Annotated in this window: 23 protein-coding genes; 10 read left to right on the top strand and 13 right to left on the bottom strand. The window is 71.3% G+C overall.

The window, feature by feature from the left end:
• Window position 1 precedes the first annotated feature (1 nt).
• The gene (locus ABZ877_RS31545) at window positions 2-1,507 is read left to right on the top strand and encodes a hypothetical protein (protein ID WP_361078162.1); all 1,506 of its coding nucleotides are present in this window, start codon (window positions 2-4) and stop codon (window positions 1,505-1,507) included.
• Between the two features lie 9 nt (window positions 1,508-1,516).
• Here ABZ877_RS31545 and ABZ877_RS31550 read toward each other — a convergent pair whose 3' ends face one another.
• The 4 genes from ABZ877_RS31550 to ABZ877_RS31565 form a co-directional block, all read right to left on the bottom strand.
• Window positions 1,517-2,608, bottom strand: a complete 1,092-nt coding sequence (locus ABZ877_RS31550) for a methyltransferase domain-containing protein (protein WP_361078165.1) — start codon at window positions 2,606-2,608, stop codon at window positions 1,517-1,519.
• A complete protein-coding gene (locus tag ABZ877_RS31555; protein ID WP_361078168.1) occupies window positions 2,605-2,787 on the bottom strand; it encodes a hypothetical protein in 183 nt (60 codons plus the stop codon). The genes ABZ877_RS31550 and ABZ877_RS31555 overlap by 4 nt, the downstream gene beginning before the upstream one ends.
• 348 nt (window positions 2,788-3,135) lie before the next feature.
• Entirely contained in the window at window positions 3,136-3,339 is a 204-nt protein-coding gene (locus ABZ877_RS31560) for a DUF397 domain-containing protein (RefSeq protein ID WP_361078171.1), read from the bottom strand.
• Entirely contained in the window at window positions 3,336-4,166 is an 831-nt protein-coding gene (locus ABZ877_RS31565; protein ID WP_361078172.1) for a helix-turn-helix transcriptional regulator, read from the bottom strand. The genes ABZ877_RS31560 and ABZ877_RS31565 overlap by 4 nt, the downstream gene beginning before the upstream one ends.
• 205 nt (window positions 4,167-4,371) lie before the next feature.
• Between ABZ877_RS31565 and ABZ877_RS31570 the strand changes: the two genes are divergently transcribed.
• The 3 genes from ABZ877_RS31570 (at window position 4,372) to ABZ877_RS31580 (ending at window position 5,608) form a co-directional block, all read left to right on the top strand.
• Window positions 4,372-4,836: an ATP-binding protein gene (locus ABZ877_RS31570; RefSeq protein WP_361078174.1), complete on the top strand. Its 465-nt coding sequence runs from the start codon at window positions 4,372-4,374 to the stop codon at window positions 4,834-4,836.
• A 190-nt stretch (window positions 4,837-5,026) separates the two neighbouring features.
• Window positions 5,027-5,344 carry a WhiB family transcriptional regulator gene (locus ABZ877_RS31575; RefSeq protein ID WP_361078177.1) on the top strand — a complete coding sequence of 106 codons (318 nt, stop codon included), beginning with the start codon at window positions 5,027-5,029 and terminating at the stop codon, window positions 5,342-5,344.
• 129 nt (window positions 5,345-5,473) lie between these two features.
• Window positions 5,474-5,608 (top strand): hypothetical protein, encoded by a 135-nt coding sequence (locus ABZ877_RS31580; protein WP_361078377.1) that lies wholly within the window; start codon window positions 5,474-5,476, stop codon window positions 5,606-5,608.
• A 1-nt stretch (window position 5,609) separates the two neighbouring features.
• Here the strand turns inward: ABZ877_RS31580 and ABZ877_RS31585 are convergent, their stop codons facing one another.
• Both ABZ877_RS31585 and ABZ877_RS31590 read right to left on the bottom strand, forming a co-directional pair.
• Complete coding sequence (locus ABZ877_RS31585) at window positions 5,610-6,257, bottom strand: response regulator transcription factor (protein ID WP_361078180.1); 648 nt, start codon at window positions 6,255-6,257, stop codon at window positions 5,610-5,612.
• A complete protein-coding gene (locus ABZ877_RS31590; protein ID WP_361078183.1) occupies window positions 6,242-7,459 on the bottom strand; it encodes a sensor domain-containing protein in 1,218 nt (405 codons plus the stop codon). Before ABZ877_RS31590 ends, ABZ877_RS31585 begins: the two co-directional genes overlap by 16 nt.
• Before the next feature lie 110 nt (window positions 7,460-7,569).
• Here ABZ877_RS31590 and ABZ877_RS31595 point away from each other — a divergent pair, with 110 nt between their 5' ends.
• Window positions 7,570-8,331, top strand: coding sequence for an ABC transporter ATP-binding protein (locus ABZ877_RS31595; protein ID WP_361078186.1), 762 nt, complete (start codon window positions 7,570-7,572; stop codon window positions 8,329-8,331).
• On the top strand, window positions 8,331-10,712 hold the full coding sequence (locus ABZ877_RS31600) for an ABC transporter permease (RefSeq protein ID WP_361078188.1): 2,382 nt from the start codon (window positions 8,331-8,333) through the stop codon (window positions 10,710-10,712). The genes ABZ877_RS31595 and ABZ877_RS31600 overlap by 1 nt, the downstream gene beginning before the upstream one ends.
• Here the strand turns inward: ABZ877_RS31600 and ABZ877_RS31605 are convergent.
• From ABZ877_RS31605 to ABZ877_RS31615, 3 genes are all read right to left on the bottom strand, one after another.
• Window positions 10,669-10,986 (bottom strand): hypothetical protein, encoded by a 318-nt coding sequence (locus ABZ877_RS31605; RefSeq protein WP_361078191.1) that lies wholly within the window; start codon window positions 10,984-10,986, stop codon window positions 10,669-10,671. The two genes, ABZ877_RS31600 and ABZ877_RS31605, sit on opposite strands and share 44 nt — an antisense overlap.
• A 77-nt stretch (window positions 10,987-11,063) precedes the next feature.
• Window positions 11,064-11,438: an ankyrin repeat domain-containing protein gene (locus ABZ877_RS31610; protein ID WP_361078193.1), complete on the bottom strand. Its 375-nt coding sequence runs from the start codon at window positions 11,436-11,438 to the stop codon at window positions 11,064-11,066.
• A gap of 86 nt (window positions 11,439-11,524) precedes the next feature.
• The gene (locus tag ABZ877_RS31615; RefSeq protein WP_361078379.1) at window positions 11,525-12,988 is read right to left on the bottom strand and encodes a catalase; all 1,464 of its coding nucleotides are present in this window, start codon (window positions 12,986-12,988) and stop codon (window positions 11,525-11,527) included.
• Window positions 12,989-13,106: 118 nt separating this feature from the next.
• Here ABZ877_RS31615 and ABZ877_RS31620 point away from each other — a divergent pair, with 118 nt between their 5' ends.
• The gene (locus tag ABZ877_RS31620) at window positions 13,107-13,655 is read left to right on the top strand and encodes an ABATE domain-containing protein (protein ID WP_361078196.1); all 549 of its coding nucleotides are present in this window, start codon (window positions 13,107-13,109) and stop codon (window positions 13,653-13,655) included.
• A 199-nt stretch (window positions 13,656-13,854) separates the two neighbouring features.
• Here ABZ877_RS31620 and ABZ877_RS31625 read toward each other — a convergent pair whose 3' ends face one another.
• Both ABZ877_RS31625 and ABZ877_RS31630 read right to left on the bottom strand, forming a co-directional pair.
• A complete protein-coding gene (locus tag ABZ877_RS31625; RefSeq protein WP_361078199.1) occupies window positions 13,855-14,334 on the bottom strand; it encodes a hypothetical protein in 480 nt (159 codons plus the stop codon).
• Window positions 14,335-14,444: 110 nt separating this feature from the next.
• Entirely contained in the window at window positions 14,445-15,464 is a 1,020-nt protein-coding gene (locus tag ABZ877_RS31630) for an alpha/beta hydrolase (RefSeq protein ID WP_361078202.1), read from the bottom strand.
• Between the two features lie 292 nt (window positions 15,465-15,756).
• Here ABZ877_RS31630 and ABZ877_RS31635 point away from each other — a divergent pair, with 292 nt between their 5' ends.
• Window positions 15,757-17,916 (top strand): glycosyltransferase family 4 protein, encoded by a 2,160-nt coding sequence (locus tag ABZ877_RS31635; protein WP_361078205.1) that lies wholly within the window; start codon window positions 15,757-15,759, stop codon window positions 17,914-17,916.
• Window positions 17,917-17,923: 7 nt separating this feature from the next.
• Here ABZ877_RS31635 and ABZ877_RS31640 read toward each other — a convergent pair whose 3' ends face one another.
• The gene (locus tag ABZ877_RS31640) at window positions 17,924-18,322 is read right to left on the bottom strand and encodes a helix-turn-helix domain-containing protein (RefSeq protein ID WP_361078208.1); all 399 of its coding nucleotides are present in this window, start codon (window positions 18,320-18,322) and stop codon (window positions 17,924-17,926) included.
• Window positions 18,323-18,426: 104 nt separating this feature from the next.
• Here ABZ877_RS31640 and ABZ877_RS31645 point away from each other — a divergent pair, with 104 nt between their 5' ends.
• Both ABZ877_RS31645 and gdhA read left to right on the top strand, forming a co-directional pair.
• Window positions 18,427-19,332, top strand: a complete 906-nt coding sequence (locus ABZ877_RS31645; RefSeq protein WP_361078211.1) for an NAD(P)-binding domain-containing protein — start codon at window positions 18,427-18,429, stop codon at window positions 19,330-19,332.
• Between the two features lie 188 nt (window positions 19,333-19,520).
• The gene (gene gdhA, locus ABZ877_RS31650; RefSeq protein WP_361078214.1) at window positions 19,521-20,909 is read left to right on the top strand and encodes an NADP-specific glutamate dehydrogenase; all 1,389 of its coding nucleotides are present in this window, start codon (window positions 19,521-19,523) and stop codon (window positions 20,907-20,909) included.
• 96 nt (window positions 20,910-21,005) lie between these two features.
• Here gdhA and ABZ877_RS31655 read toward each other — a convergent pair whose 3' ends face one another.
• Window positions 21,006-22,160, bottom strand: coding sequence for a nucleotide disphospho-sugar-binding domain-containing protein (locus ABZ877_RS31655; RefSeq protein ID WP_361078217.1), 1,155 nt, complete (start codon window positions 22,158-22,160; stop codon window positions 21,006-21,008).
• Window positions 22,161-22,174: the final 14 nt, after the last annotated feature.

Genomic DNA, 22,174 nt, shown 5'->3' on the forward strand with positions numbered 1-22,174 from the left:
CATGAGCTTTCAGTTCCAGCGACAGGTCGGCGAGGCCCGACCCGCCCCGGCACAGGCAGAGTTACCTCATCATGTGACGCAGGACGCGGTCGTCATCGTTCCCGGCATCATGGGCAGCGAGCTGCGCTCCGCCGAGACCGGCGAAGTCCTGTGGGGCCTGTCGGGGGCGCGCTGGCTCCTGCGGGCGTGGACCCGGCGCGAGGGCCTCGCCGCCCTCCACCTCACCGAGGACGAACTCACCGGCAAGACGGGCCGCGTGGTGGCGACCCAGCTCCTGCGCCACGGCACCTGGACCCCGTACCTGCGCGGTCAGGAGCCCTACACCGACCTGGTCGACACGGTCCGCGACTACGTGGCCGACCCCGCCGCGATCATGACGTTCCCGTACGACTGGCGGCTGCCCGTCGCCGTCAACGGCAAGCTGCTCGCCGCCCGCGCCCGCGAACACCTCACCGCCTGGCGCGCCCACCCCGCGCACCTGGCGGCCCTGCGCCACCGCGCCGACGGACGCCCCGCCCGCCTCGTCTTCCTCGCGCACTCCATGGGCGGCCTGGTCACGCGCAGCGCCCTGGACGGCAGCCACTTCGACGACCTGGCCGCGGACACCCGCACGGTCGTCACCCTGGGCACACCCTTCTACGGTTCCGTGAAGGCGACCGTCATCCTGAACAGCGGACGCGGCGCCCCGGTCCCCCTCCCGCACGCCAAGCTCCGCGACCTGTGCGCCACCATGCCGGGCCTGCACGACCTGCTGCCGCTCTACCGCTGCCTGCGCACGGCCGACGACGTACGCCGCCTCGACACCTCCGACATCATCGCGCTCGGCGGCCACCCCGACCTCGCCCGCGACGCGCTGGCCTTCCACGCCGGCCAGCAGTCCGTATCCCTGCCGGACCACCGCGCGGTCGTCGGCACCCGCCAGCCCACATGGCAGAGCCTGGCGCTCGATTCCGGCCATGTCACGGCGTACGAGTCGGGCGCCCGCCAGCACAGCGACGGCACGCTCATCCGCGACGCGGCCGGACGCGTCCTGCACTTCTCGGCGCACGGCGACGGCACGGTCTACCGCGAGGCCGCGTCCCTGACCCGGAACGTCTCCCTGCTCCCCGTCCAGCACGGCGACCTCGCCCGCGCCGACAGCGTCCTCGACACGGTCGCCGACATCCTCCTGGAGGACGCCCCGGCAGGACCCCCGCTGCCCGGCGACAGCGGACCGGGCGGCTGCGGCCTCTCCGTCCCCGACCTCGCCGAGGCGGGCGCCCCCTGGGAGGCGACCGCCCCGGACGTAGACACCATGCAGGGCCTGACCTTCACCCTGACCAACACGGAAACCGGCACGGAGCGCCCCGTCCCGGCCCAGATGCGCGACGGCACCCCGACGGCGACGATCACGGTCGAGGCGCCTGGGTTGTACCGGGTGGCGCTGCATACGTATGACCGGTATGTCATCAGTCAGTTGGTGCTGGTGGGGGAGGCGGGAATGGGCATGGTGGACCAGGTGCGCTGAGCTGAGAGGTCAGGCCGACGGCAGCCGCCACTGCGGGCCTCCTGATCCTCCGTAGGTGATCACTTGCTCCTCGGGGGTGGCAGTGAGGCCGAAGTCCTCCCGTGCCCACTGCTGCGGTAGAGCGGCGGCCACCTGTTCCACGGTGTCCCACACACACCGCGCCCCTTGCTGCCGCACCTCACCCGACGCGTGGACGAGCACGGCCGATCCGTCCGGCGTCCAGATCCCCACGGCTTCGATCCGCTCCCCGTTCCCCCGCCAGGTGCAGGTGGTGTGTCCGGGCAGGGCGAGGGAGAGCGCGAACTGAAGGCGACCGAGCACCTCTTCGGGGGCCACCCCGGTCCTGGAGGGCCGCGCCCGGCCGACTGCCTCGAAGTCCGGCGGCGACGACGGTCCGCGCACGGGCATGAACCGCGCGGGCAGGGACAGGAAGCGGCCCTCGGCGCAACCGCCGCCGGTCAGCGTGAGACGGACGATGCCGTGGCCGAGCGGCGCGATGATGACCGTGCCGCTCATGCCTTGCGCCAGGAGAGCGTGCGGGATGTGGGACAGGCCCACGGTCGCGATGATGCGGTCGTACGGGGCCCCGGGGGGATGGCCGAGCGTGCCGTCCCCGGTGATCACCGCGGGCCGGTACCCGGCCTGCTCCAGATGCTGGACGGCGGCCTGGACGATCGCCCTGTCCGGCTCGATGCTCACCAGGTTCTCGTCGCCGAGCCGGTCGGCGAGCAGCGCGAGGTTGTAGCCGGTGCCTGTGCCCAGTTCCAGCACGCGCTGTCCGGGCAGGGCGCCGAGGGCGTCGAGCATGCTCAGCATCAGCGAGGGCCGGCTGGAGGAACTGGTGGGGATGGATCGGCCGTCGAGCTGAGTGGTGAGCGCGGTGTCCGCGTACACGGACTCCAGGTAGCCGTCGTCCCCCCGCTCGACCGGCTGCCACGACAGGTCAGAAAGCTGCCGGTAGAAGCGGGGCACGCACACATGCCGGGGCACTCGTGCGAACGCCGTGCGCCAGGGTGACGGGGAGCCGGGCGCCAGACCGGCGGCGAACTTCTCGCGCAGGGCGACGGCGGCTTCGGTGTCGGGCGGGTCGGGCCGGTTCACGGGGCGGCTCCAAGGAGATGGTCGGCGTGCGCGGCGGCGATCGGAAGGCCGGTGCGATTCTCGACCCACCCCCAGGTCCCGGCCGGGTTGTTCTCGAAGAACACCCACATGTCGTCCGGGGTGACGGCGAAGTCGAAACTGCCGAACGCGATGCCGTACGCGGCAAGGAAGCGGCGCACCCCTTGGGCGATGTCCTCGGGGACGGTGACCGTGCCGTATGGGACCTGGTGTGCAGCGTCCCGCCGAACAGGCGGTCGCCGACGGCGACCAGGCGCACCTCGTACGCCTTGGGTACACGCTCTTGCAGGTAGTGCGCCGTGGTGGCGAGCGCGCGGTCGCCTCCGGCGTGCAGGCCATCGTGGACGAGTACGAGAACGGTGACAGCCTCGACGTCCTCGTCGCTCATGATGCGGACAGGCTGGAGTGCGCGATCCAGGGCATCGTCATCCAGCGCCCAGCAGCTGGCGGAAGCCGCCCTCACCATGCCGATTGCGGAGTGGCAGCGCACCTACCTGCGCTGATCGCCTCTAGAGGGCCGCGAACTCGACGAACGCGGACCACGCCGTGGGTTCTACGGTTACCGCGGCACGGGTTGTGTCCTTCGAGTCCCGGACGTGAACCCGGCCGGTCCCAGCGGCGACCTCGACGCATTCGCCGCCGTCACCGGCGCTGTAACTGCTTTTGCGCCAGGCGAGTCTGTCCGGGCTGAGCCCAGGCGTTTCCCCGCTCATCTCTCTCCCAACAGCGTCTCGATCAACTGACGTGATTCTGCCGGAGTGTGGGCTTGGGCGCGCAGAGAACCGTACGTTCGTTCAAGCTCCCGGACCCTCTGGCGCCCCGTGTGGACGCGGCTGTCACCCTGCACCTCCGCATAGGCGATCCTGCGCCCATCCTTCATCTCCATCAAGGTGAACGGGCCGGCCAATCCCGCATGCTCCTGACGAGAGAGCGGCATCACCTGAATCTCCACATTCCGCTTCTCCTCAATGAGCAGGAGTTGCTGCAACTGCCCGCGCCGGACAGCCTCACCACCAAGCGGACGCAGAAGTACGGCTTCCTCGATCACGAAGCTCAAGTGCGGAGGGGGGCGTCGGTCGAAGATCCCCTGTCGGGCCAGCCGGGCAGCCAACCGCTGCTCGATGACTGCTTCGTCCAGTTGCGGACGCCATATGGCGAACACGGTCCGCGCGTACGGCTCGGCCTGCAGGAGCCCCGGCACAGCCTGAGTGGCATACACGTGGAGCTCAACCGCCTCGGCCTCCAACTTGGCCGCATCCCTGAAGAACGCCGGATACTGAGCCCGGGCCACCTCCTCCTTGCTCGCGATCAGCACTCCACCCGCGCCCAGCACGTCATCGGCCTGGTCGATGAACTTCGGTGGCGGAATACGTCTGGCCTGCTCGAACGACGCAATCGTCGAGGCCGAGTAGCCGGTCAGCGCCCCAAGCCTCGCGCGGTCCATTCCTGCCCGCTCCCGGAACAACTTCAATTGCCGCCCGAACACGTACAGGACGCCCGTCGCATGCTCGTTCTCCGGCTGCTGAACCTCGTCGTCCACGCCGCAGCTCCTCCCGTACGACCATTGAAGTCACGGACTCCGCCCGCCCAACGCGCGCCCCAGGAACCCGACACGGCCGACGCCACGTACAAACGCACAGCCTGCGCGTACAGCCCGTACTCGTCAGCGCATCGCCTCTGTTCAACGCTACGCAGAGCCCGCGACTGTCGACCTCATGAAGTCAGCAACTCCCTTGAACAGGCATATGCCGCAACAACCGCAGCCCGAACGCGAGTTCGCGATGCGCTTTACGTCGACGCCGCGCGGCGCCCGTCTCGCCCGCCGTCTCGTCGCGCACCGCCTCGACGAGTGGGGCCACCCTTACACGGCCCCGTCCAACGAGGCTCTCGCCCTCATCACCGCTGAACTGACCGCGAACGCAGTCCTCCATGGCCATATCCCCGGCCGCGACTTCCACCTACGACTGACCCTCGCCGAGGATGCCCTGCGTATCGAGGTGACCGACACCTGCGCGGAGAAGCACCTCCCGGCCACTTTCTCGGCCCCCGACTCCATGTCCGAGTCGGGGCGCGGCCTGCTCCTCGTTGCCGCGCTCGCGGATGACTGGGGCGTCACGCCCCGCCGGGCCGCACCCGGCAAGACGGTCTGGGCAGAGCTGCGAGTATGGGCCGAAGGCCGTCCGCAGACCCACCTGACGGGCCTGGACTGATCGTCGCCGGAGGCGGGCGTGCGCATGGAGCCGGCAGGCCAGGGCATGACGTCGGAGATCCACTTGGTGGCCGAACACCATACGTAACTCCCCGTTCAACCCCTGGTGATGGGGTGCTTGACCTCGGGTGGGTGGCGTACTGTCACCCGCCAACTGCAAGGAGAGACCAGAGATGATCGAGGGGCGGGACGTGACTGACAGCCTGGACACCTGGTGGGAACGAGCGGCGTGCCGTACGGCGGACCCCGAGGAGCTGTTCGTCGAGGGCGCCGCGCAGACCGGCGCCAAGCGGATCTGCGGCGCCTGCGAGGTCCGTACGGAGTGCCTGTCGCACGCGCTCGACCAGCGCATCGAGCACGGCGTGTGGGGCGGCATGACCGAGCGGGAGCGCCGCGCCCTGCTCCGGCGGCGCCCGACCGTCACCTCCTGGCGCCGCCTCCTGGAGACGGCACGCGCCGAGCACGACCGGCGCCCCGGCGACGGGGAGCAGGAGGCGGCGGCCTCCTGACGGGTCGCCCCTGTTGGTGGTGTGCTGTGATCGTTCTTCGTACGAGCCTGGCACCCGCACGCCCGCACTCGCGACGCAAGGGGAGACCCCTGATGGACTGGCGCGACTTCGCTGTACGCGGCCGGTGTCCTGGTGCTGCGCAAGGGCCGGGCGGAGACGGACGCCTTCGACGTGCTGTGCCGCCCTTCGCAGGAGCACAACGTCAAGCCGCGCGAGGCGGCGCGGCAGGTGTGCGAGCGCGGCTCGCTCAAGGACGATCCGTAAGTCACGCCCGGAGGAACGCGAGAACCGCCAGCACCCTGCGGTGGCCCTCCGTGTCGACCGGCAGGTCCAGCTTGGCGAAGATGTTGCCGATGTGTTTGTTCACGGCGGCCTCGCTGAGGAACAGGTGCGCGGCGATGTTGCCGTTGGAACGGCCCTCCGCGAGCAGCCCGAGCACCTCGCGCTCGCGCGGGCTGAGCCGTTCGAGCGGGTCCCGCTGCAACCGTACGAGCTGCGTGATCACCTCGGGGTCGACGACGGTGCCGCCCGCCGCGACCCGCTCGATCGCGGAGGTGAAGTCGGCGACCTTGCCGACCCGCTCCTTCAGCAGGTAGCCCACGCCCGCGCCGCCGCCCGAGTCAAGGAGCCGCAGCGCGTAGGAGCGTTCCACGTACTGGCTGAGGACCAGGACCGGCAGACCGGGGAACTCCTCGCGCAGGAGGACGGCCGCGCGCAGCCCGTCGTCGCCGTGCGAGGGCGGCATCCGTACGTCGGTGACGACGAGGTCGGGGCGCTCGGCGCGGACCGCCGCCACGAGCGCGTCGGCGTCGCCGACGGCGGCCACCACCTCGTGGCCGAACCGCCGCAACAGGCCTACGAGGCCCTCGCGCAGCAGCACGGCGTCCTCGGCCACGGTCAGGCGAAGCGACACGGCACCTCCACGTGCAACAGGGTGGGGCCCCCGACCGGGCTGGAGACGCGCATCCGCCCGTCGAGCGCCGTGACGCGGTCAGCGAGCCCCGTCATGCCGCTGCCCGCCGGATCGACGCCGCCGCGACCGTCGTCCGTGATGTCGAGGAACAACAGGTCGGCATGGTAACGCCCGCGCACGGCGGCGCTGGTGGCGCCGCTGTGCTTGGCGATGTTCGTCATGGCCTCGTTGATGAGGTAGTACATCGTCGTCTCGAGTTGCCTGGGCAGCCGCTCGGGCAGCCGCAGGTCGACCGTGACGGGGATCGGGAAGCGCCCGGCGTAGTCCTCGATCGCGGCGACGAGGCCGTGGTCGGCGAGGACGGGAGGGTTGAGGCCACGGACGAGCGACCGCAACTCCTGGTGCGCGGCGGAGAGTTGCTCCTCGGCCTGGGCCAGCAGACCGGACTGCGGCGAGCCCTCGGGGAGGTCGAGCCGCAGCATCGCCAGGGTCATGCCGAGCGAGACGAGGCGCTGCTGGGCCCCGTCGTGCAGGTCGCGTTCGATGCGTACGCGCTCCGCGTCGAAGGAGTCCAGGAGCCGTGACTGCGAGGCCCGCACCTCGCGCAGCTCCTCGCCCAGCTCCTTGTCGCGCGGCGCGAGGAACGTACGGGCCATGGCGGCTCGGGCACCCGCCCACGAGGTCACCGTGTACGGCGACGCGAGCAGCACGATCGCCCCGAACACCGTCCACGGCCAGGTGTCCCCGGCGGTGGCGGCGAAGAGCGCGGCCGGGAGGCCGAAGGAGAAGGCGAGGACCAGCAGGTCCAGCCACCACAGCGCGGCGGCCGACAGCAGCGTGAACATCAGCTCCCGCCAGGTCACCTGCTCCTTCAGCCGGGTCGCCGCCCAGCCGCGCAGGCCCGGACCGTCCGGTGTCCGGTGCGGGTCGGGCAGCGGGTCCTCGTCCACGAGACGCAGGCGGCGCCGTTCGACGCGTGCCACGAGGGTGGCCGCGAACACCGTGCCGACCAGCGGCGCGACCCCGATCAGTACGACGAGCAGCGCGATCCCCGCCGCCAGACCCAGCGCGAGGACGAGGACGGCGGCGGCGCCGACCACGACGCCGCCGCTCAGATAGGCGAGGGAGCGCCAGGGCCAACTGGAGGTCAGGAAGCTCACCGGGCGCCGGGCCATGGCCTGCCAGGCCGTCGTGGGTCGCATGCGGTCAAACGTAGCCGGGTGAGGCGGGCGGGGAAGTAGAGCTGGCTCTACCTCGGAAGTAGAGCGCGGATCAGTGCCCCGGCCACCCCCGATCACGTGGAATCGGAGGCATGACAACCAAGACTCCGGTACGGGACGCGGTCGAGCTCCACGGCGTGCGCAAGGTCCACGGCAGCGGCGGGCGGCGGGTGACCGCCCTGGACGGCGTCTCGCTCACCTTCCCGCGCGCCACCTTCACCGCGATCATGGGCCCGTCCGGCTCGGGCAAGTCGACGCTGCTCCAGTGCGCGGCGGGCCTGGAGGAGCCGAGCGAGGGCCGGATCGTCCTCGCGGGCGTGGACATCGGTGCACAGGACGAGAAGGAGCGCACCAAGCTCCGCAGGGACCGCGTCGGCTTCGTCTTCCAGGCGTTCAACCTGGTCGAGTCGTTGACGGCCGCGCAGAACGTGGAGCTGCCCTCCCGGTTCGCCGGCCGCAAGGTCAGCCGCGAGCAGGTCGACAACGCGCTCGGCGCCGTCGGCCTCGCCGACCGCGCCGGCCACCGCCCCAGCGAGCTGTCCGGCGGCCAGCAGCAGCGCGTCGCGCTCGCCCGCGCCCTGGTCACCCACCCCGACGTCCTCTTCGCCGACGAGCCGACCGGCGCCCTGGACACCGTCACCTCCCGAGAGGTGCTGAAGATGATGCGGATGCTGGTCGACCGGGAGGGCCAGACCACGCTGATGGTGACGCACGACCCGGTCGCCGCCGCCCACGCCGACGTCGTCGTCTTCCTCAAGGACGGCCGGATCGCGGACCGTGTCCCCCTCGACCGCGCGTCAGGCGCCGACCACGCCGCCGCGATCGCCACCCACATGGCCCGGCTGGAGGCGTGATGCTGATCCTCGCGAACGTACGGGAGCGCTGGTCGTCCTTCCTCGGCGCCTTCGTCGCCGTCCTGGTCGGCGTCGCCCTGATCACGACCACCCTCGTCCTCTACGACTCCGCCCGCCCGCGGACCCAGCCCCGTTACGCGGGCACCGCCGCCCTCGCCCTGCCCCAGCAGGCCCACGACGTCGACGGCAGCCCCGAGGACCGGATCCCGTGGAGCAAGGCCGAGGCCGCGCCGCTGGCCGCCGGGCTCGGCCGGGTTCCCGGCGTCGGCCACGTCGTCACGGACCGCTCCTTCTACGCCCAGGCCGTCGTGGGCGGCGAACCCGTCACCGACGAGGGCGCCCTGGAGTCCGGCCACGGCTACGACAGCACCCTCATGGGCCCGTACGGGCTGGTCGCCGGGCGTGCCCCGCGCACGGACGGGGAAGTCGTCGTGGGCCGCGACCTCCGTGTCGTGGTCGGTAGCGAGCTGACCGTCAACCTCACGCAGGGACGCAGGGAGTTCGCCGTCGTCGGCCTCGTCGACGGGCCCGGCTACTACTTCACCGAGGCGCTCGCCGCGCGACAGCAGCCCGGGGTCCGCGCTATCGGCCTGGTCGCCGCGCAGGGGGCGGACACGGGGGCACTGGTGAGCGCCGCCGAGAAGGTCCTCGGCGACCGGGGCGACGTGGTCTCCGGTGACGGCCGTGCCGAGCTCCAGCCCCAGTACATCGCCCACAAACGGTTCCTGGGCGTCCAGTTGATCAGCGCCATGGCCCTGCTCTCCCTGTTCACCACCGTCTTCGTCGTCGCCTCCATGCTGGTTCTCGCGACGGGAATGCGCCGCCGTGAGATCGGCCTTCTGCGCACCATCGGCGCGGCACCGCAGCAGGTCCGGCGCATGATCCTCGGTGAGGCCGCCGTTGTCGGACTGCTTGGTTCGCTCGCGGGCTGCGTCGTCGGCGTCGCCGCCGCCCCGGTGCTGCGGAACATCCTCGACGGCCTGGACGTGACACCGCCGGACCTGCGGGTCACCGTCGCCGCGTGGCCGCTGCTCACCGGCTGCGCCGTCGGTGTCGGCGTCAGCGTCATCGGAGCCTGGACCGCCGGGCGCAAAGCCGCCCGGGTGGCCCCCGTCGAGGCGCTCCTCGACAGCCGCGCCGCCAACCAGGGCATGGGGCGCGGCCGGTGGACGGCCGGCCTCGTCGTCCTCGGCGCCGGAGCGCTCCTCGCCGTCGGCACCGCGACCACCAGCGCCGACGACCGGGTCAACATGGCGATCCTCGCCACGATGACGCTGATCGTCGCCGCCGCGCTGCTGACCCCCGCGTTCATCGGCCCCGTCGGCCGGTTCCTCACCGCGCCTTTCCAGCGCGGCGGCTCGGCGGCGCCGGTCCTGATCCGCGCCGAACTCGTCGCCAACCCGCGCCGCGCCGCCTCTCTTGCCGCGCCCGTCATCGCCGCCGTCGGCTTCGCCGTCCTGCTCAGCGGCATGGTGGAGACGATGCGGGTCGCCTATCCGGCGGGGGAGGCGCTGAAGGTCGCGGGCCAGACGATCGTCACCCCCGACGGCACCCCCGGCAACACCGACGAGGTCGTCGCCGCCAACCCGGTCGGCAAGGCCGCCCTGCCCACCCGCGCCTTCGTCACCGAGGACCGGACGGTCCTCGACGTCCTCGGCAGCCGCGACCAGCGCTGGAACAAGCCCGGCGAGGCCGTCCTCGGCAAGCACACCGCGAGCGACCTCGGCGTGAAGCAGGGCGAGCGCGTCCCCGTCCGGTTCGCCGACGGCGCCACCGTCACCCTGCGCGTCACCCGGGTGCTGCCCGACGACCCCGCCCGCGGCGACTTCGTCGTGGCCCGCGACCTGGTCCGAGCCCACGACCCCGCCGCCCTCACCGACGACATCTTCGTCCCCGGCGACGCGAAGGCCTCCGGCGCGATCCCCGGTACCGCCCTGCACGACGCCGCCGAGTACGCCCTCGCCGACTACGAGACCGACGCCAGGCTCACCGACAGCCTCGCCATGATGCTGATCGTGATCGCGGTGGGCTACAGCGTCATCGCCGTCGCCAACTCCATGGCGACGGCCGCGCATGCCCGGCGCCGGGACCGCGAGGTCATGCGGTCGGCGGGCGGCACCGACCGCCAGCTCCTCCTCACCGCGATCGGCGAGACGGTCCTGATCGTCCTCATCGGCGCCGCACTGGGCATCCTGGTGACCCTGCCCCCACTGGCGGGCATGGCCTCCGGTCTTGCCCAGGCCAACTCCGCGACCGTCGGGCTGCAGCTGGACACCGGCACCCTGGCCACCGCCGTCCTCGGCACCCTCGTGGCCGCCGTCCTCGCGGGGGCCGCGGTCACCGCGAGGACATTGCGCCCATCGCGGCGCGCCGCACCGTAGCGCCGACGAGACGGCCGTACGGGGTCTTGGAGGAGCGCCGGCCCGGCGCGACGGCGGCCAGGAACCGGGACGTGACCCCGAGCAGCCCGCCGAAGACGATCAGCAGGAGCAGGGCCACCCACATCTGCCGGCTGCCCGGATGCGTCCACGCGGTCCACGCCGCGGACGCCGCCCACAGGGCGGTGCCCGTCGCGTAGAAGACGCGCATCCGGCGCAGACCGTGCTCCGCGCGCTCCGCCGAGGGACGGCCGGGGGTATCGGTGTCGACTGTCATGCGCGCCCGTGTACCCAAGATCCGGTCGCTCAGTGATGCGGGGGACGGATCAATTCCCGCGGCGGTGCCCCGCACCGCTACAGCAGGTGTGCGCGGCCGAACATGGTCGCCGCCTCCCGGGCGGTCGGGGTGCCCTTGTCCAGGTCCGCACCGGCCTCGACCAGGACGGCGACCACGTCGTCCGCGCCCTTGAACAGGGCTCCGGCCAGCGCGACTTGACCGCGGTCGTTGGGCAGGTCCGGGTCGGCGCCGAGCGCGAGCAGGGCCCGTACGGTGTCGGCGTGGCCGTGGTAGGCGGCGAGCATCAGGAGCGTGTTGGCCTGCGCGTCGGTGGCGTCGACCGGCAGGCCGTGCCGTACGAACTCCGTCAGCTCGGCGGTGTTCCCCTCGCGCGCCAGGTCCAGGGCGAGGGCGACGACGCGCTCGGTCTGCTCGGGGGTCAGCGTATGCATGAGGTGTCTCCTCGGCATGGACGACGCCCCGCACACGTGTGAAAGGTGTGCGGGGCGTCGCGAACCATGTGTGTGTCTCGTACGGGTCAGAGGGTGCCGGCGGTCAGCGCCTCGATCGCCTTGCGGACGCCCTCGCCGTAGGCCGGGTCGGCCTGCGTGCAGTTGTGGATGTGCCGCTCGATCGTCTGCTCGGACGCGCCATTGATCGCGCGGGCGGTGTTCTCGAAGAGCACCTGCTGCTGCTCGGGGCTCATCAGCCGGAACAGGTTGCCGGGCTGCTCGAAGTAGTTGTCGTCGTCCTCGCGGAAGTTGAAGCGGTCCGCGACGGAGCCGACGGCCTGGCTCGGCTCGCGGTAGGCGGGCTGCTCCTGCCAGCGGCCGTAGGAGTTCGGCTCGATTCCGGGGGTGGCGCCCTGGTTGCCGTCGACGCGCATGGCGCCGTCGCGGTGGTAGGAGTTCACCGGGGACTTCGGGGCGTTGACCGGAATCTGGTGGTGGTTGACGCCGAGCCGGTAGCGCTGCGCGTCACCGTAGGAGAAGAGGCGGCCCTGGAGCATCTTGTCGGGCGAGAAGCCGATGCCCGGCACCACGTTGGCCGGGGTGAACGCGGCCTGCTCCACGTCGGCGAAGTAGTTGTCGGGGTTGCGGTTCAGCTCCCACTCGCCGACCTCGATCAGCGGGTAGTCCTTCTTCGACCACACCTTGGTGAGGTCGAAGGGGTGGAAGCGGTAGTTGTCCGCCTCCGCCTCCGGCATGACCTGGATGAACAGCTTCCACTTCGGGAAGTCGCCGCGCTCGATCGCCTCGAAGAGGTCGCGCTGGTGCGACTCGCGGTCCTTGCCGACCAGGGCCTCGGCCTCGGCGTCGGTCAGGTTCTTGATGCCCTGCTGGGTGCGGTGGTGGAACTTCACCCAGAAGCGCTCACCCTCGGCATTGACCAGGCTGTAGGTGTGCGAGCCGAAGCCGTGCATGTGCCGGTACGAGGCCGGGATGCCGCGCTCCGACATGACGATGGTCACCTGGTGCAGGGCCTCGGGCAGGTTGGTCCAGAAGTCCCAGTTGTTCTCCGGGCTGCGCATGTTGGTGCGCGGGTCGCGCTTGACCGCGTGGTTCAGGTCGGGGAACTTCAGCGGGTCACGGAAGAAGAAGACCGGGGTGTTGTTGCCGACGAGGTCCCAGTTGCCCTCCTCGGTGTAGAACTTCAGGGCGAAGCCGCGGATGTCGCGCTCGGCGTCGGCCGCACCGCGCTCACCGGCGACCGTGGAGAACCGGGCGAACATGTCGGTCTTCTTGCCGACCTCGGAGAAGATCTTCGCGCTGGTGTAGCGGGTGATGTCGTGCGTCACCGTGAACGTGCCGAACGCGCCCGAACCCTTGGCGTGCATCCGGCGCTCGGGGATCACCTCACGGTCGAAGTGGGCGAGCTTCTCCAGAAACCACACGTCCTGCAGGAGCATCGGCCCCCGCGCACCGGCGGTCAGCGAGTTCTGGTTGTCGGCGACCGGGGCGCCGGCCGCGGAGGTCAAAGGCTTCTGGTTGTTCTCGGGCAGCAAGGGTCGCTCCTCGTTCGGCACAGTGCATGTCTCGTATGGAAGCCATCCTATGTTGGACTCGTTCTAAGTCAAGGTAGACCTTGCTTTCCGGCCACTCACCGCTCAGGATGGTTACGTGAACCACGCCTTTCCCTGCGGGACGCTCCCCCTGGACTTCGTCGGCACCCTGCGCGCGCGGCGCAACGAGCTGCCGACCGAGAAGCTCGCCACACCCGCGCTGCTCGACGCCTGGTTCGTGGAGTCCGGGATGCTCGACCTGGCGCCGGGCGCGACCGAGGTCGACCTCGCCCTCGCCGTGGAGCTGCGCGAGTCGATCTACGCGCTCGTCACGGCGCGGATGGACGGCCGGGAGCTGCCCGCCAACGCGGTCGCCGAGGTGAACCTGCAGGCTGCCGGGGTGCCGGTGACGCTGCGGCTCGGCCCCGGGGGCGCGACCCGTACGGGTTCGGTCGCCCAGGGGCTCGCCGCGCTCGCCCGGGAGACCGTGGAGATCATCGGCGGCGCGGACGGCGACCTGCTGCGCGAGTGCGCCCGCCCGGAGTGCACCCAGACCTACCTCGACCGCTCACGCGGCCACCGGCGCGAATGGTGCGCCATGCGCACGTGCGGCAACCGGGTCAAGGCCGCCAGCTACCGGGCGCGCAGGCACAGCGCACAGGGCTGAGCGCGAGGACTGGGTGCCGGTGCGTGTGTACCGGCGCAGGTACCGGTGTGTGTGCGGGTGCGTGTGGGATGCATGTGGAATGCATGTGTCGGCGTACGTGGTGATGTGTGTGGTGACGCCATGGGGATGTGCATGTTGACGTGAGCGCTGACGCACATGCATGTGTACGTGTATGTGTGCGAGCGGGGTCGGACGCCCGTCAGTCCTTCTCGTCCGCCCGGTCCGGCCTCTCCGTGAGGGTGTACATCACCGACCGCTGCTGCTTGTGGCGCCGGATCCTCCCCTTGGCGACCAGCGACTCCAAGGTGTTCCGCACCACCTGCGGCGTGGGCGTGCGCTCCGGGTGCGCGCGCATCAGCTCGTCCCTCAACTCCTTGGCCAGGCGCGGCTCGTCGTGCGCCGCGAGCAGGTCCATCAGCAACGTGCCGAGCAGGGGCCGGCGCGCCTCACCGCGCGCGTCGGACGGCCCGGCGGGGGCGGCGTCCTGCGCGCTCTGCGCCTGGCCGGGCAGCGGGGAGCGCTCGGCGAGGCCGATGATGTCGACGAGGAGCGCCTCCTCCTGCTTCAACATCCGCAGTTTCTCGGTGAGTTCCCGCTGCCGGCGACGGTTCTCTTCCAGATCCGACGCGGCTTGCGCTACATACCGCGACCGGAGCGTGTCGGCTGAAGGGCTGGTCACAACCGGTCACTCCCTCGTAATGGTGGATGCAGGGCATCGTACTCACGCGAGGGCACGGCCGGAGGGCGTATGTCTCACACACAGTCGTACATGTGTTCATACATACGGTGTCAGAAATGGTCCACGTCGACGACCGCCCGGGCGAACTCCTCCGGCGCTTCCTGCGGCACGTTGTGCCCGACGGCGAACGTGCGGTGCTCGTACGGTCCGGTGAACTTCGACCGGTACCCCGCCCCGTCGCCGGGCGCCGTGAACGGGTCGTACCGCGCGTCGACGGTCAGGCTCGGCACCGCGATCGGGGGAGCGGCCGCCAGCCTGGACTCGTAGCGGTCGTAGCGGTGTTCGCCCTCGGCCAGGCCGAGGCGCCAGCGGTAGTTGTGGATGACGATCGCGGCGTAGTCCGGGTTCTCGAAGGCGGCGGCGGTGCGCTCGAACGTGGCGTCGTCGAAGTCCCAGGTGGGTGACACGGTCCGCCACACGAGGCGGGTCAGGTCGCGGCGCAGGTCCGCGCGCTCCATCGCCTTCCTCCCGCGCTCCGTGGCGAAGTAGTACTGGTACCACCAGGTGTGCTCGGCGGCGGGGGAGATCGGTTCGGCCTGCGCCGCGCGGTCGGTGATGAGGTAACCGCTCACCGAGACAAGCGCCTTGACGCGCTCCGGCCACAGGGCGGCGAGGATGTCACCGGTCCGCGAACCCCAGTCGAACCCGGCGACGACCGCCTTGTGGATCTTGAGCGCGTCCATCAGCGCGATGATGTCCAGGGCAACGGCCGACTGCTGGGCGTTGCGGAACGTCCGCGCGGACAGGAACCGGGTCGTGCCGTGCCCGCGCAGATAGGGGACGATCACGCGATAGCCGTGACCGGCGAGGATCGGGGCGACGTCGACGTAGCTGTGGATGTCGTAGGGCCAGCCGTGCAACAGGATCACGGCGGGGCCGCGCCTCGGCCCCAGTTCGGCGTAACCGACGTTCAGCAGACCGGCCTTGACCTGTTTCAGGGCGGGGAACGACGTGTGCGCGCCCGCAGGTGCGGGGGTCGCGGCGGCGACACGTTGCGGACCGGTCAGTGAGACGGCGGCAGCGCCCGTGACCAGACCCATCGCCTTGGTGAAACCACGCCTGTCGATCATGAGAGACCTTCCGTCCGTAGGTCGGGGCGGGGGAGCGGGGTGCGGGCCGACTCTGGCACGGTGTTACGTAACCGGTCAAGACGGTGACGGGGCGATGTCGGAAATGCGTAACCGCATTGGCTGGTGACAAACTCTGAGGCGGGTTGGCCGAGCCTCGCCGCACCGCATTCGGCGGTAAAAATCATTGATGGTCTGTTATGTCGCGTTGGACATGTGAACGAACTGTGGATTTGAATGGGCCGACACATGTGTATGGCATGTAGAGCGGCCGACGCGCAGAGGGAAAACAGAAGTGAAGATCGCGTTTCTCATCAACAACGCGTACGGCATCGGCGGCACCATCCGTGCCGTCGCGAACCTCTCCCGCGCCCTGGTCGCCCGTCACGAGGTCGACGTCGTGAGCGTGCACCGCGTGGCCGACGAGCCCGCGATCCCGCTGGACGAGCGGGTCGCCCTGTCGTCGCTGATCGACATGCGCGAGGACGCCCCCACGTACGAGGGCGACCACCCCCTGCGGCAGCAGCCCTGCACGATGTTCCCCGACACCGGCGCCGCCCTGAACTCCGCCCGCCTGCCCTACTCCGCGCTCCAGGACGAGCGGATCGGGGCGTGGCTGCGCGACACCGACGCCGATGTCGTCATCGCCACCCGGCCCGACCTCAACGGGTACCTCGCCCGCGACGGTCAGCCCCGCTACCTGCGCGTCGGCCAGGAGCACCTGAGCCTCGCCACCCACAACCCCACGCTGCGCGGCCACCAGAACCGGGCCATCGCCGGCCTGGACGCCTGGGTGACCGTCTCCGAGGCGGACGCGGCGGAGTACCGCGCCGCGCTCCCTGACGTCGGCGCCCGCATCCTGTGCATCCCCAACAGCGTGCCGGTGCCCGTGGTCGAGCAGTCCGACCGTGGTTCGAACGTCATCGTGGCCGCCGGGCGCCTCATCAAGATCAAGCGCTACGACCGGCTCATCGACGCCTTCGCCAAGGTCGCGGACGCCCACCCCGAGTGGACCCTGCGCATCTACGGCCGCGGCCCCGAGAAGCCCGCCCTGCGCGCCCGCATCGACGAACTCGGCCTCTACCAGCGCATCCTGCTCATGGGCCCGGTCTCGCCGATCGAGACCGAGTGGGCCAAGGGCGCCATCGCCGCCGTCTCCTCCGACATGGAGTCGTTCGGCATGACCATCGTCGAGGCCATGCACTGCGGCGTCCCGGTCATCGCCACCGACTGCCCGCACGGCCCTGCCGAGATCATCGACCACGACGTCAACGGCCTGCTCGTCCCGCTGGAGTCCGGCCCCGACGGGTACGCCGCCGCCCTCGACCGCCTGATGGGCGACGCCGCCCTGCGCTCCACGATGGGCGTGGCGGCCCGCGAACGCGCCGCCACCTTCGCCCCCGCCGAGGCCGCCCGCCGCTACGAAACCCTCTTCGAGGAGCTCTCCGCCGCCCGCCGCCCCGCCAAGGGCTCCCTCTGGAAGCGCCTGCGCAACGCGCTGCCCACTCCCTCGGCCGCGCCGCGCACGGCCGTCCCCGCCGAGCCGGCCGAGCCCGAGCCGCCGCGGCCCACCGCGCACGCCCGCGCCACCGCCGACGGCGCCGTGACCGTCGTCCTCGACGCGGCGACCCTGCCCCCGGGCGAGGGAAAGCTCGACTTCCTCGCGCGCCTGCGCCGCGACAGCAAGGGCCGTGAACTGCGCGTCCCCGTCGAGGAGATCACCTCCGCGACCGGCGGCCGTACGATGCGGGCGACTCTCGACCCGGCGGCCGGCCATGAGCTGGCCGAGGGCCGCTGGGACTGCTACATCGTGCGGAGCGGCACGAAGGACAAGCGCACACGGCTCGCCGTCACCCTCGCCGAGCAGGCCCGCCGCGTCGGCCGCCCGCCGCTGACCGCGCACGGCCACGTCGTCTCCTGGCTCCCGTACGCCACCACCGACGGCTTCCTCGCCCTGCGCACCTGGCAGCGCCCCGCGCACGCCGAGATCACCGAACTCGTCCAGGACGAGGACGCGGCCACCGTCACCGCCCGCCTGTTCACCGGGGACGCGGCGGTCGCCCTGACCGACGCGGCCCGCGTCGTCGCCGTCTCCCGCCACGACACGTCCCACGACTTCACCGTCCCCGTCACCCGGCGGACCGGTGAAACGGCCGGGGACGGCACGTGCTTCACCTTCTCCGTCCCGTACGCGCAGGCCCTCGCCCTGCGCGTGGACGAGCACGACCTGTGGGACCTGCGCCTGCACCCGGGCGGCGCCACCGACGGGCCCGTGCCCATCGGCCGGATCGGCGGCGACCTCGTCGACCGCAAGAAGGCCGACACGGTGCCCGCCGTCCACCTCACGCACCCCGAGCGGGGCCGCACCCGTACGAAGCCGTTCTTCACGGTCAACAACGACCTGGCGCTCAGCCTGCGCGACGCCGCCCAGGACGCCGAGGACGCCAAGGACTAGGACACGGTCAGCGGGCGGCGCCGAGCGGCTGCGGCTCCGCCTCGGGTTCCTCCCGAATCTCGGGCTGCCCGAACCCCTCGCGGCGCACCCGCTCGGCCCCCCAGGCGCCGAGCGGGCCGAGCGCCTGGTTGAGGGTGTGCCCGTGCTCGGTCAGGGAGTACTCCACGCGCGGGGGCACCTCGGCGTACACCTCCCGGTGCACGAGACCGTCCTCCTCCATCTCGCGCAGATGCTGCGTCAGCATCTTCTCGCTGACCCCTGGCAGCCCGCGCCGCAACTCCGCGAAGCGGCGTACGCCGTGGGCGTGGAGCTCCCACAGGATCAGCCCCTTCCACTTGCCGCTGACCACGTCGAGCGCGGCGTCGATGCCGCAGATGTAGGGCCCGCGCCTGGGTGCTTTCGCCATGATTCCTCCCCCTCTGTTCGCCGATCGGAGACTTACGAAAAGGTAAGTACCGCAGGAAATAGTAGGTACTTCCCAGGCGTGGTGCCCGTCCTCAGCATGGACACGTGAACAAGATCGAGCACGCGCAGCACCTCAGCCCCGTCACCGTCATCGGCCTCGGCCCCATGGGCCGGGCCATGGTCCGCACCCTCCTCGCCGCCGGTCACCCCGTCACCGTCTGGAACCGCACCGCGAGCCGCGCCGACGACCTGGTCGCCGAGGGGGCGACGCGCGCGGCGACGCCCGCCGAGGCGGTCGGGGCGAGCGGCCTCGTCGTCCTCAGCCTCACCGACTACCGGGCGATGTACGACATCCTCGGCGCCGCCACCGCGTCCCTCGCCGGCCGCACCCTGGTCAACCTCAGCTCCGACACCCCCGACCGCTCGCGCGAGGCGGCGCGCTGGGCGGCGGACCACGGCGCGGCCTTCCTCACGGGCGGCGTCATGGTCCCGGCGCCGATGGTCGGGACGGAGGCGGCGCACATCTACTACAGCGGCCCTTCCCAGGACCTGGAGGCCCACAAGGCGGCGCTGGCGCTGCTCGGCGCGCCGAGGTACCTGGGTGAGGACCCGGGCCTCGCCCAGATGATGTACCAGGCCCAACTCACGGTGTTCCTCACCTCGTTGTCCGCCCTGATGCACGCCACCGCGATGCTCGGCACGGCGGGGATGAAGGCGAAGGAGGCGCTGCCCGAACTGCTCACCTTCACCGACTCGATCGGCGCCATCCTGCGGGCCGGTGAGGAGCAGCCCGGCGCGGCGCTCGACGCGGGCGAACACCCCGGCGACCTCAGCACGGTCACCATGATGGGCGCGACCGCCGACCACATCGTCGAGACCAGCACCACCCTCGGCCTCGACCTCGCGCTCCCCCTGGCCGTCCGGTCCCACTACCGGCGCGCCCTCGCGGACGGCCACGGTGGCGACAACTGGACCCGGATCATCGACAGCATCCGGACCCCCGCGCGATGACCCGCATCTGAGCCTGTGTCCGGCGGGCGGCCGCCGGACACGGGGGGCGGCCTTGGCACGGCACTTCTGACGCGGGCCCCGTTTGACCCACGCGCATCAGGAGATCACTGCCTTTGCCACAATCCAAGGCACGCCCGGTCTCCGCCGACGGGCGATGCACGAGCCGCCGCCCGGAAGGTACTGCCCTGATGAGCACAGCCGCCACGTCCACCCAGGACCCGCGAGGCACCCAGCAGACGCGGGACGCACTCGCCTCCCTCCACGACGAACTCGTCCGACGCAACCCCGCCCAGCCCGAGTTCCACCAGGCGGCGCACGAGGTGCTCGAATCGCTCGCGCCGGTGCTCGCGGCCCGGCCCGAGCTGGCGGAGGCGGCGCTCGTCGAGCGGCTGTGCGAGCCGGAGCGGCAGATCGTGTTCCGGGTGCCGTGGCAGGACGACAAGGGCCGCACGCACGTCAACCGCGGCTACCGGGTGGAGTTCAACAGCGCGCTCGGCCCGTACAAGGGCGGCCTGCGCTTCCACCCGTCGGTCAACCTGAGCGTCGTGAAGTTCCTCGGCTTCGAGCAGATATTCAAGAACGCGCTGACCGGCCTCGGCATCGGCGGCGGCAAGGGCGGCAGCGACTTCGACCCGCACGGCAAGTCGGACGCCGAGGTGATGCGGTTCTGCCAGGCGTTCATGACCGAGCTGCACCGGCACATCGGCGACCACACCGACGTGCCCGCCGGTGACATCGGTGTCGGCGGCCGCGAGATCGGCTACCTGTTCGGCCAGTACCGCCGGATCACCAACCGCTGGGAGACCGGCGTGCTGACCGGCAAGGGCACCGGCTGGGGCGGCTCCGCCATCCGCACCGAGGCCACCGGCTACGGCAACGTCCTCTTCCTCGCCGAGATGCTCCGCAAGCGCGGCGAGGACCTGGCCGGGCGCCAGGCGCTGGTCTCCGGCTCGGGCAACGTCGCCATCTACACCGTCGAGAAGCTGCACCAGCTCGGCGCCGTCGCCCTCACCGTCTCCGACTCGCGCGGCTACGTCGTCGACGAGAAGGGCATCGACCTCGACCTGCTCAAGCAGATCAAGGAGGTCGAGCGGGGCCGCGTCAGCGACTACGCGGAGCGCCGCGGCGCCTCGGCGACCTACGTGCCCGGCGGCTCCGTGTGGGAGGTCCCGGCCGACGTCGCCCTGCCGTCCGCGACCCAGAACGAACTCAACGCCGCCGACGCCGAGACCCTCGTACGGGGCGGGGTGCGGGCCGTGTCGGAGGGCGCCAACATGCCCGTCACCCCCGAGGCGGTCCGCGTCCTCAAGGAGGCCGGGGTCGCCTACGGACCCGGCAAGGCGGCCAACGCGGGCGGCGTCGCCGTCAGCGCCCTGGAGATGCGGCAGAACAGCGGGCGTGACACCTGGTCCCGCGAGCGCGTCGAGAACGAACTCGCCACCGTCATGCGCGACATCCACGACGTGTGCTGGGAGACCGCCGAACGCTACGGCACCCCGGGCGACTACGTCAGCGGCGCCAACATCGCCGGGTTCGAGCGGGTCGCGGAGGCGATGCGGGCGCAGGGACTGATCTGAACCCGGCCCGAGCCGCTGCCACGCGCAGCCGCCCCGTGGCGGGCGGACCGGCTACCGGTCTTCACGCCTCGGGGCGGGCTCGCGGGTGTTCGCTCGTCAGTAGCTCCGCAGCAGATCCGCGGCCACCTCGGCCGGGGACGGCATGGCGGCGATCTCACGCCCCACCGCCTGCGCCGCGGTGCGGTACTCGGGCTTGTCGAGCAGCAGCTCCACGGAGTCGCGGATCAGCTCGGCGTCGTCCTGCCGGGCCACGTCGTCGAGCGTGATGCCCGCACCGACCGCCTCGAGCCGCTCGCCCAGCGCGAACTGGTCCGACCACTGCGGCAACGCCAGCTGCGGCAGACCGACCGTGGCCGCCGTGAGCATCGTGCTCGAACCGCTGTGGTGCACCATCGCGTCACAGGTGTCGATGAACAGGTGCAGGGGAGTGGGCGGTACGAGCCGGACCTCGGCGGGCAGCGGGCCCAGCGCGTCCCAGTACTCGGGGCTGACCGTGGCGATGATCTCGACGTCCGGCACCTTCGCGGCTGCCGTGAGCACCCGACGTACATGCGGTACCCCGTTGAGCTGCAAGGTGCGCGTCCCCAGCGTCACGACGACCCGGCGCTTGCCCTGCGGGCGGGCGCGCCATGCCGGCGGTTCGCCGAATCCGTTGAAGGGCACGTGACGGATGAGCTTCCCCTTGCTCGCCGCGGGCAGCTGGAGCGTCGGGGGGCAGGGGTCGAGCGTCTGCGCCGGTGTCGGGAGCCCCTCGAGACCCAGCTCGTCCGCCACATCGGCCAGCTCGACGCGTGCGTCGCGCAGGGCCAGGTCGGAGATCGGGTCGACGCCCCAGCGGTGGTGCACCACGGGAACACCCAGCACGCCGCCGATGAGCAGCGAGGCGTACTCCACCTGGTCCGCGACGATCAGCTGCGGCCGCCACTCACGGGCCAGCTCCAGATATGCGTGAATGTTGTTCCTCGCCTGGTCCATCCACACGCGCCCGTAGAAGCCCATCTCCTCCGGGGCGAACCGGGTGAAGCACTCCAGCGGGCGGCGCCCCTCGGTCAGGAAGCCGCTGAGGTGCTTGTCACCGTCCAACATCTCGCCGATTGGGGCGCCGACCAGCCCCGCCGTGCGGACCATGGGCATCACGTCGGGTTGCGCGGTGACCAGCACCTCGGCCCCCGCCGCGCGCAGGCCCCAGGCCAGCGGCACGAGCGGTGCGAAGTGCGTGGGTACCGGGGTACTCATCATCAGGACGCGCATCGGTGTTCCTCCGG

It is taken from the genome of Streptomyces sp. NPDC046939, assembly GCF_040644575.1.
GTDB lineage: Bacteria > Actinomycetota > Actinomycetes > Streptomycetales > Streptomycetaceae > Streptomyces.

What these genes read in the sequence shown, in the direction of transcription:
- ABZ877_RS31570 (WP_361078174.1), top strand. Translation starts at nt 4,372, where the DNA reads ATGCCGCAACAACCGCAGCCCGAACGCGAGTTCGCGATGCGCTTTACG.
- ABZ877_RS31630 (WP_361078202.1), bottom strand. Translation starts at nt 15,464, where the DNA reads ATGATCGACAGGCGTGGTTTCACCAAGGCGATGGGTCTGGTCACGGGC.
- ABZ877_RS31655 (WP_361078217.1), bottom strand. Translation starts at nt 22,160, where the DNA reads ATGCGCGTCCTGATGATGAGTACCCCGGTACCCACGCACTTCGCACCG.
- ABZ877_RS31560 (WP_361078171.1), bottom strand. Translation starts at nt 3,339, where the DNA reads ATGAGCGGGGAAACGCCTGGGCTCAGCCCGGACAGACTCGCCTGGCGC.
- ABZ877_RS31605 (WP_361078191.1), bottom strand. Translation starts at nt 10,986, where the DNA reads ATGACAGTCGACACCGATACCCCCGGCCGTCCCTCGGCGGAGCGCGCG.
- ABZ877_RS31600 (WP_361078188.1), top strand. Translation starts at nt 8,331, where the DNA reads ATGCTGATCCTCGCGAACGTACGGGAGCGCTGGTCGTCCTTCCTCGGC.
- ABZ877_RS31610 (WP_361078193.1), bottom strand. Translation starts at nt 11,438, where the DNA reads ATGCATACGCTGACCCCCGAGCAGACCGAGCGCGTCGTCGCCCTCGCC.
- ABZ877_RS31640 (WP_361078208.1), bottom strand. Translation starts at nt 18,322, where the DNA reads ATGGCGAAAGCACCCAGGCGCGGGCCCTACATCTGCGGCATCGACGCC.
- ABZ877_RS31590 (WP_361078183.1), bottom strand. Translation starts at nt 7,459, where the DNA reads ATGCGACCCACGACGGCCTGGCAGGCCATGGCCCGGCGCCCGGTGAGC.
- ABZ877_RS31545 (WP_361078162.1), top strand. Translation starts at nt 2, where the DNA reads ATGAGCTTTCAGTTCCAGCGACAGGTCGGCGAGGCCCGACCCGCCCCG.
- gdhA (WP_361078214.1), top strand. Translation starts at nt 19,521, where the DNA reads ATGAGCACAGCCGCCACGTCCACCCAGGACCCGCGAGGCACCCAGCAG.
- ABZ877_RS31595 (WP_361078186.1), top strand. Translation starts at nt 7,570, where the DNA reads ATGACAACCAAGACTCCGGTACGGGACGCGGTCGAGCTCCACGGCGTG.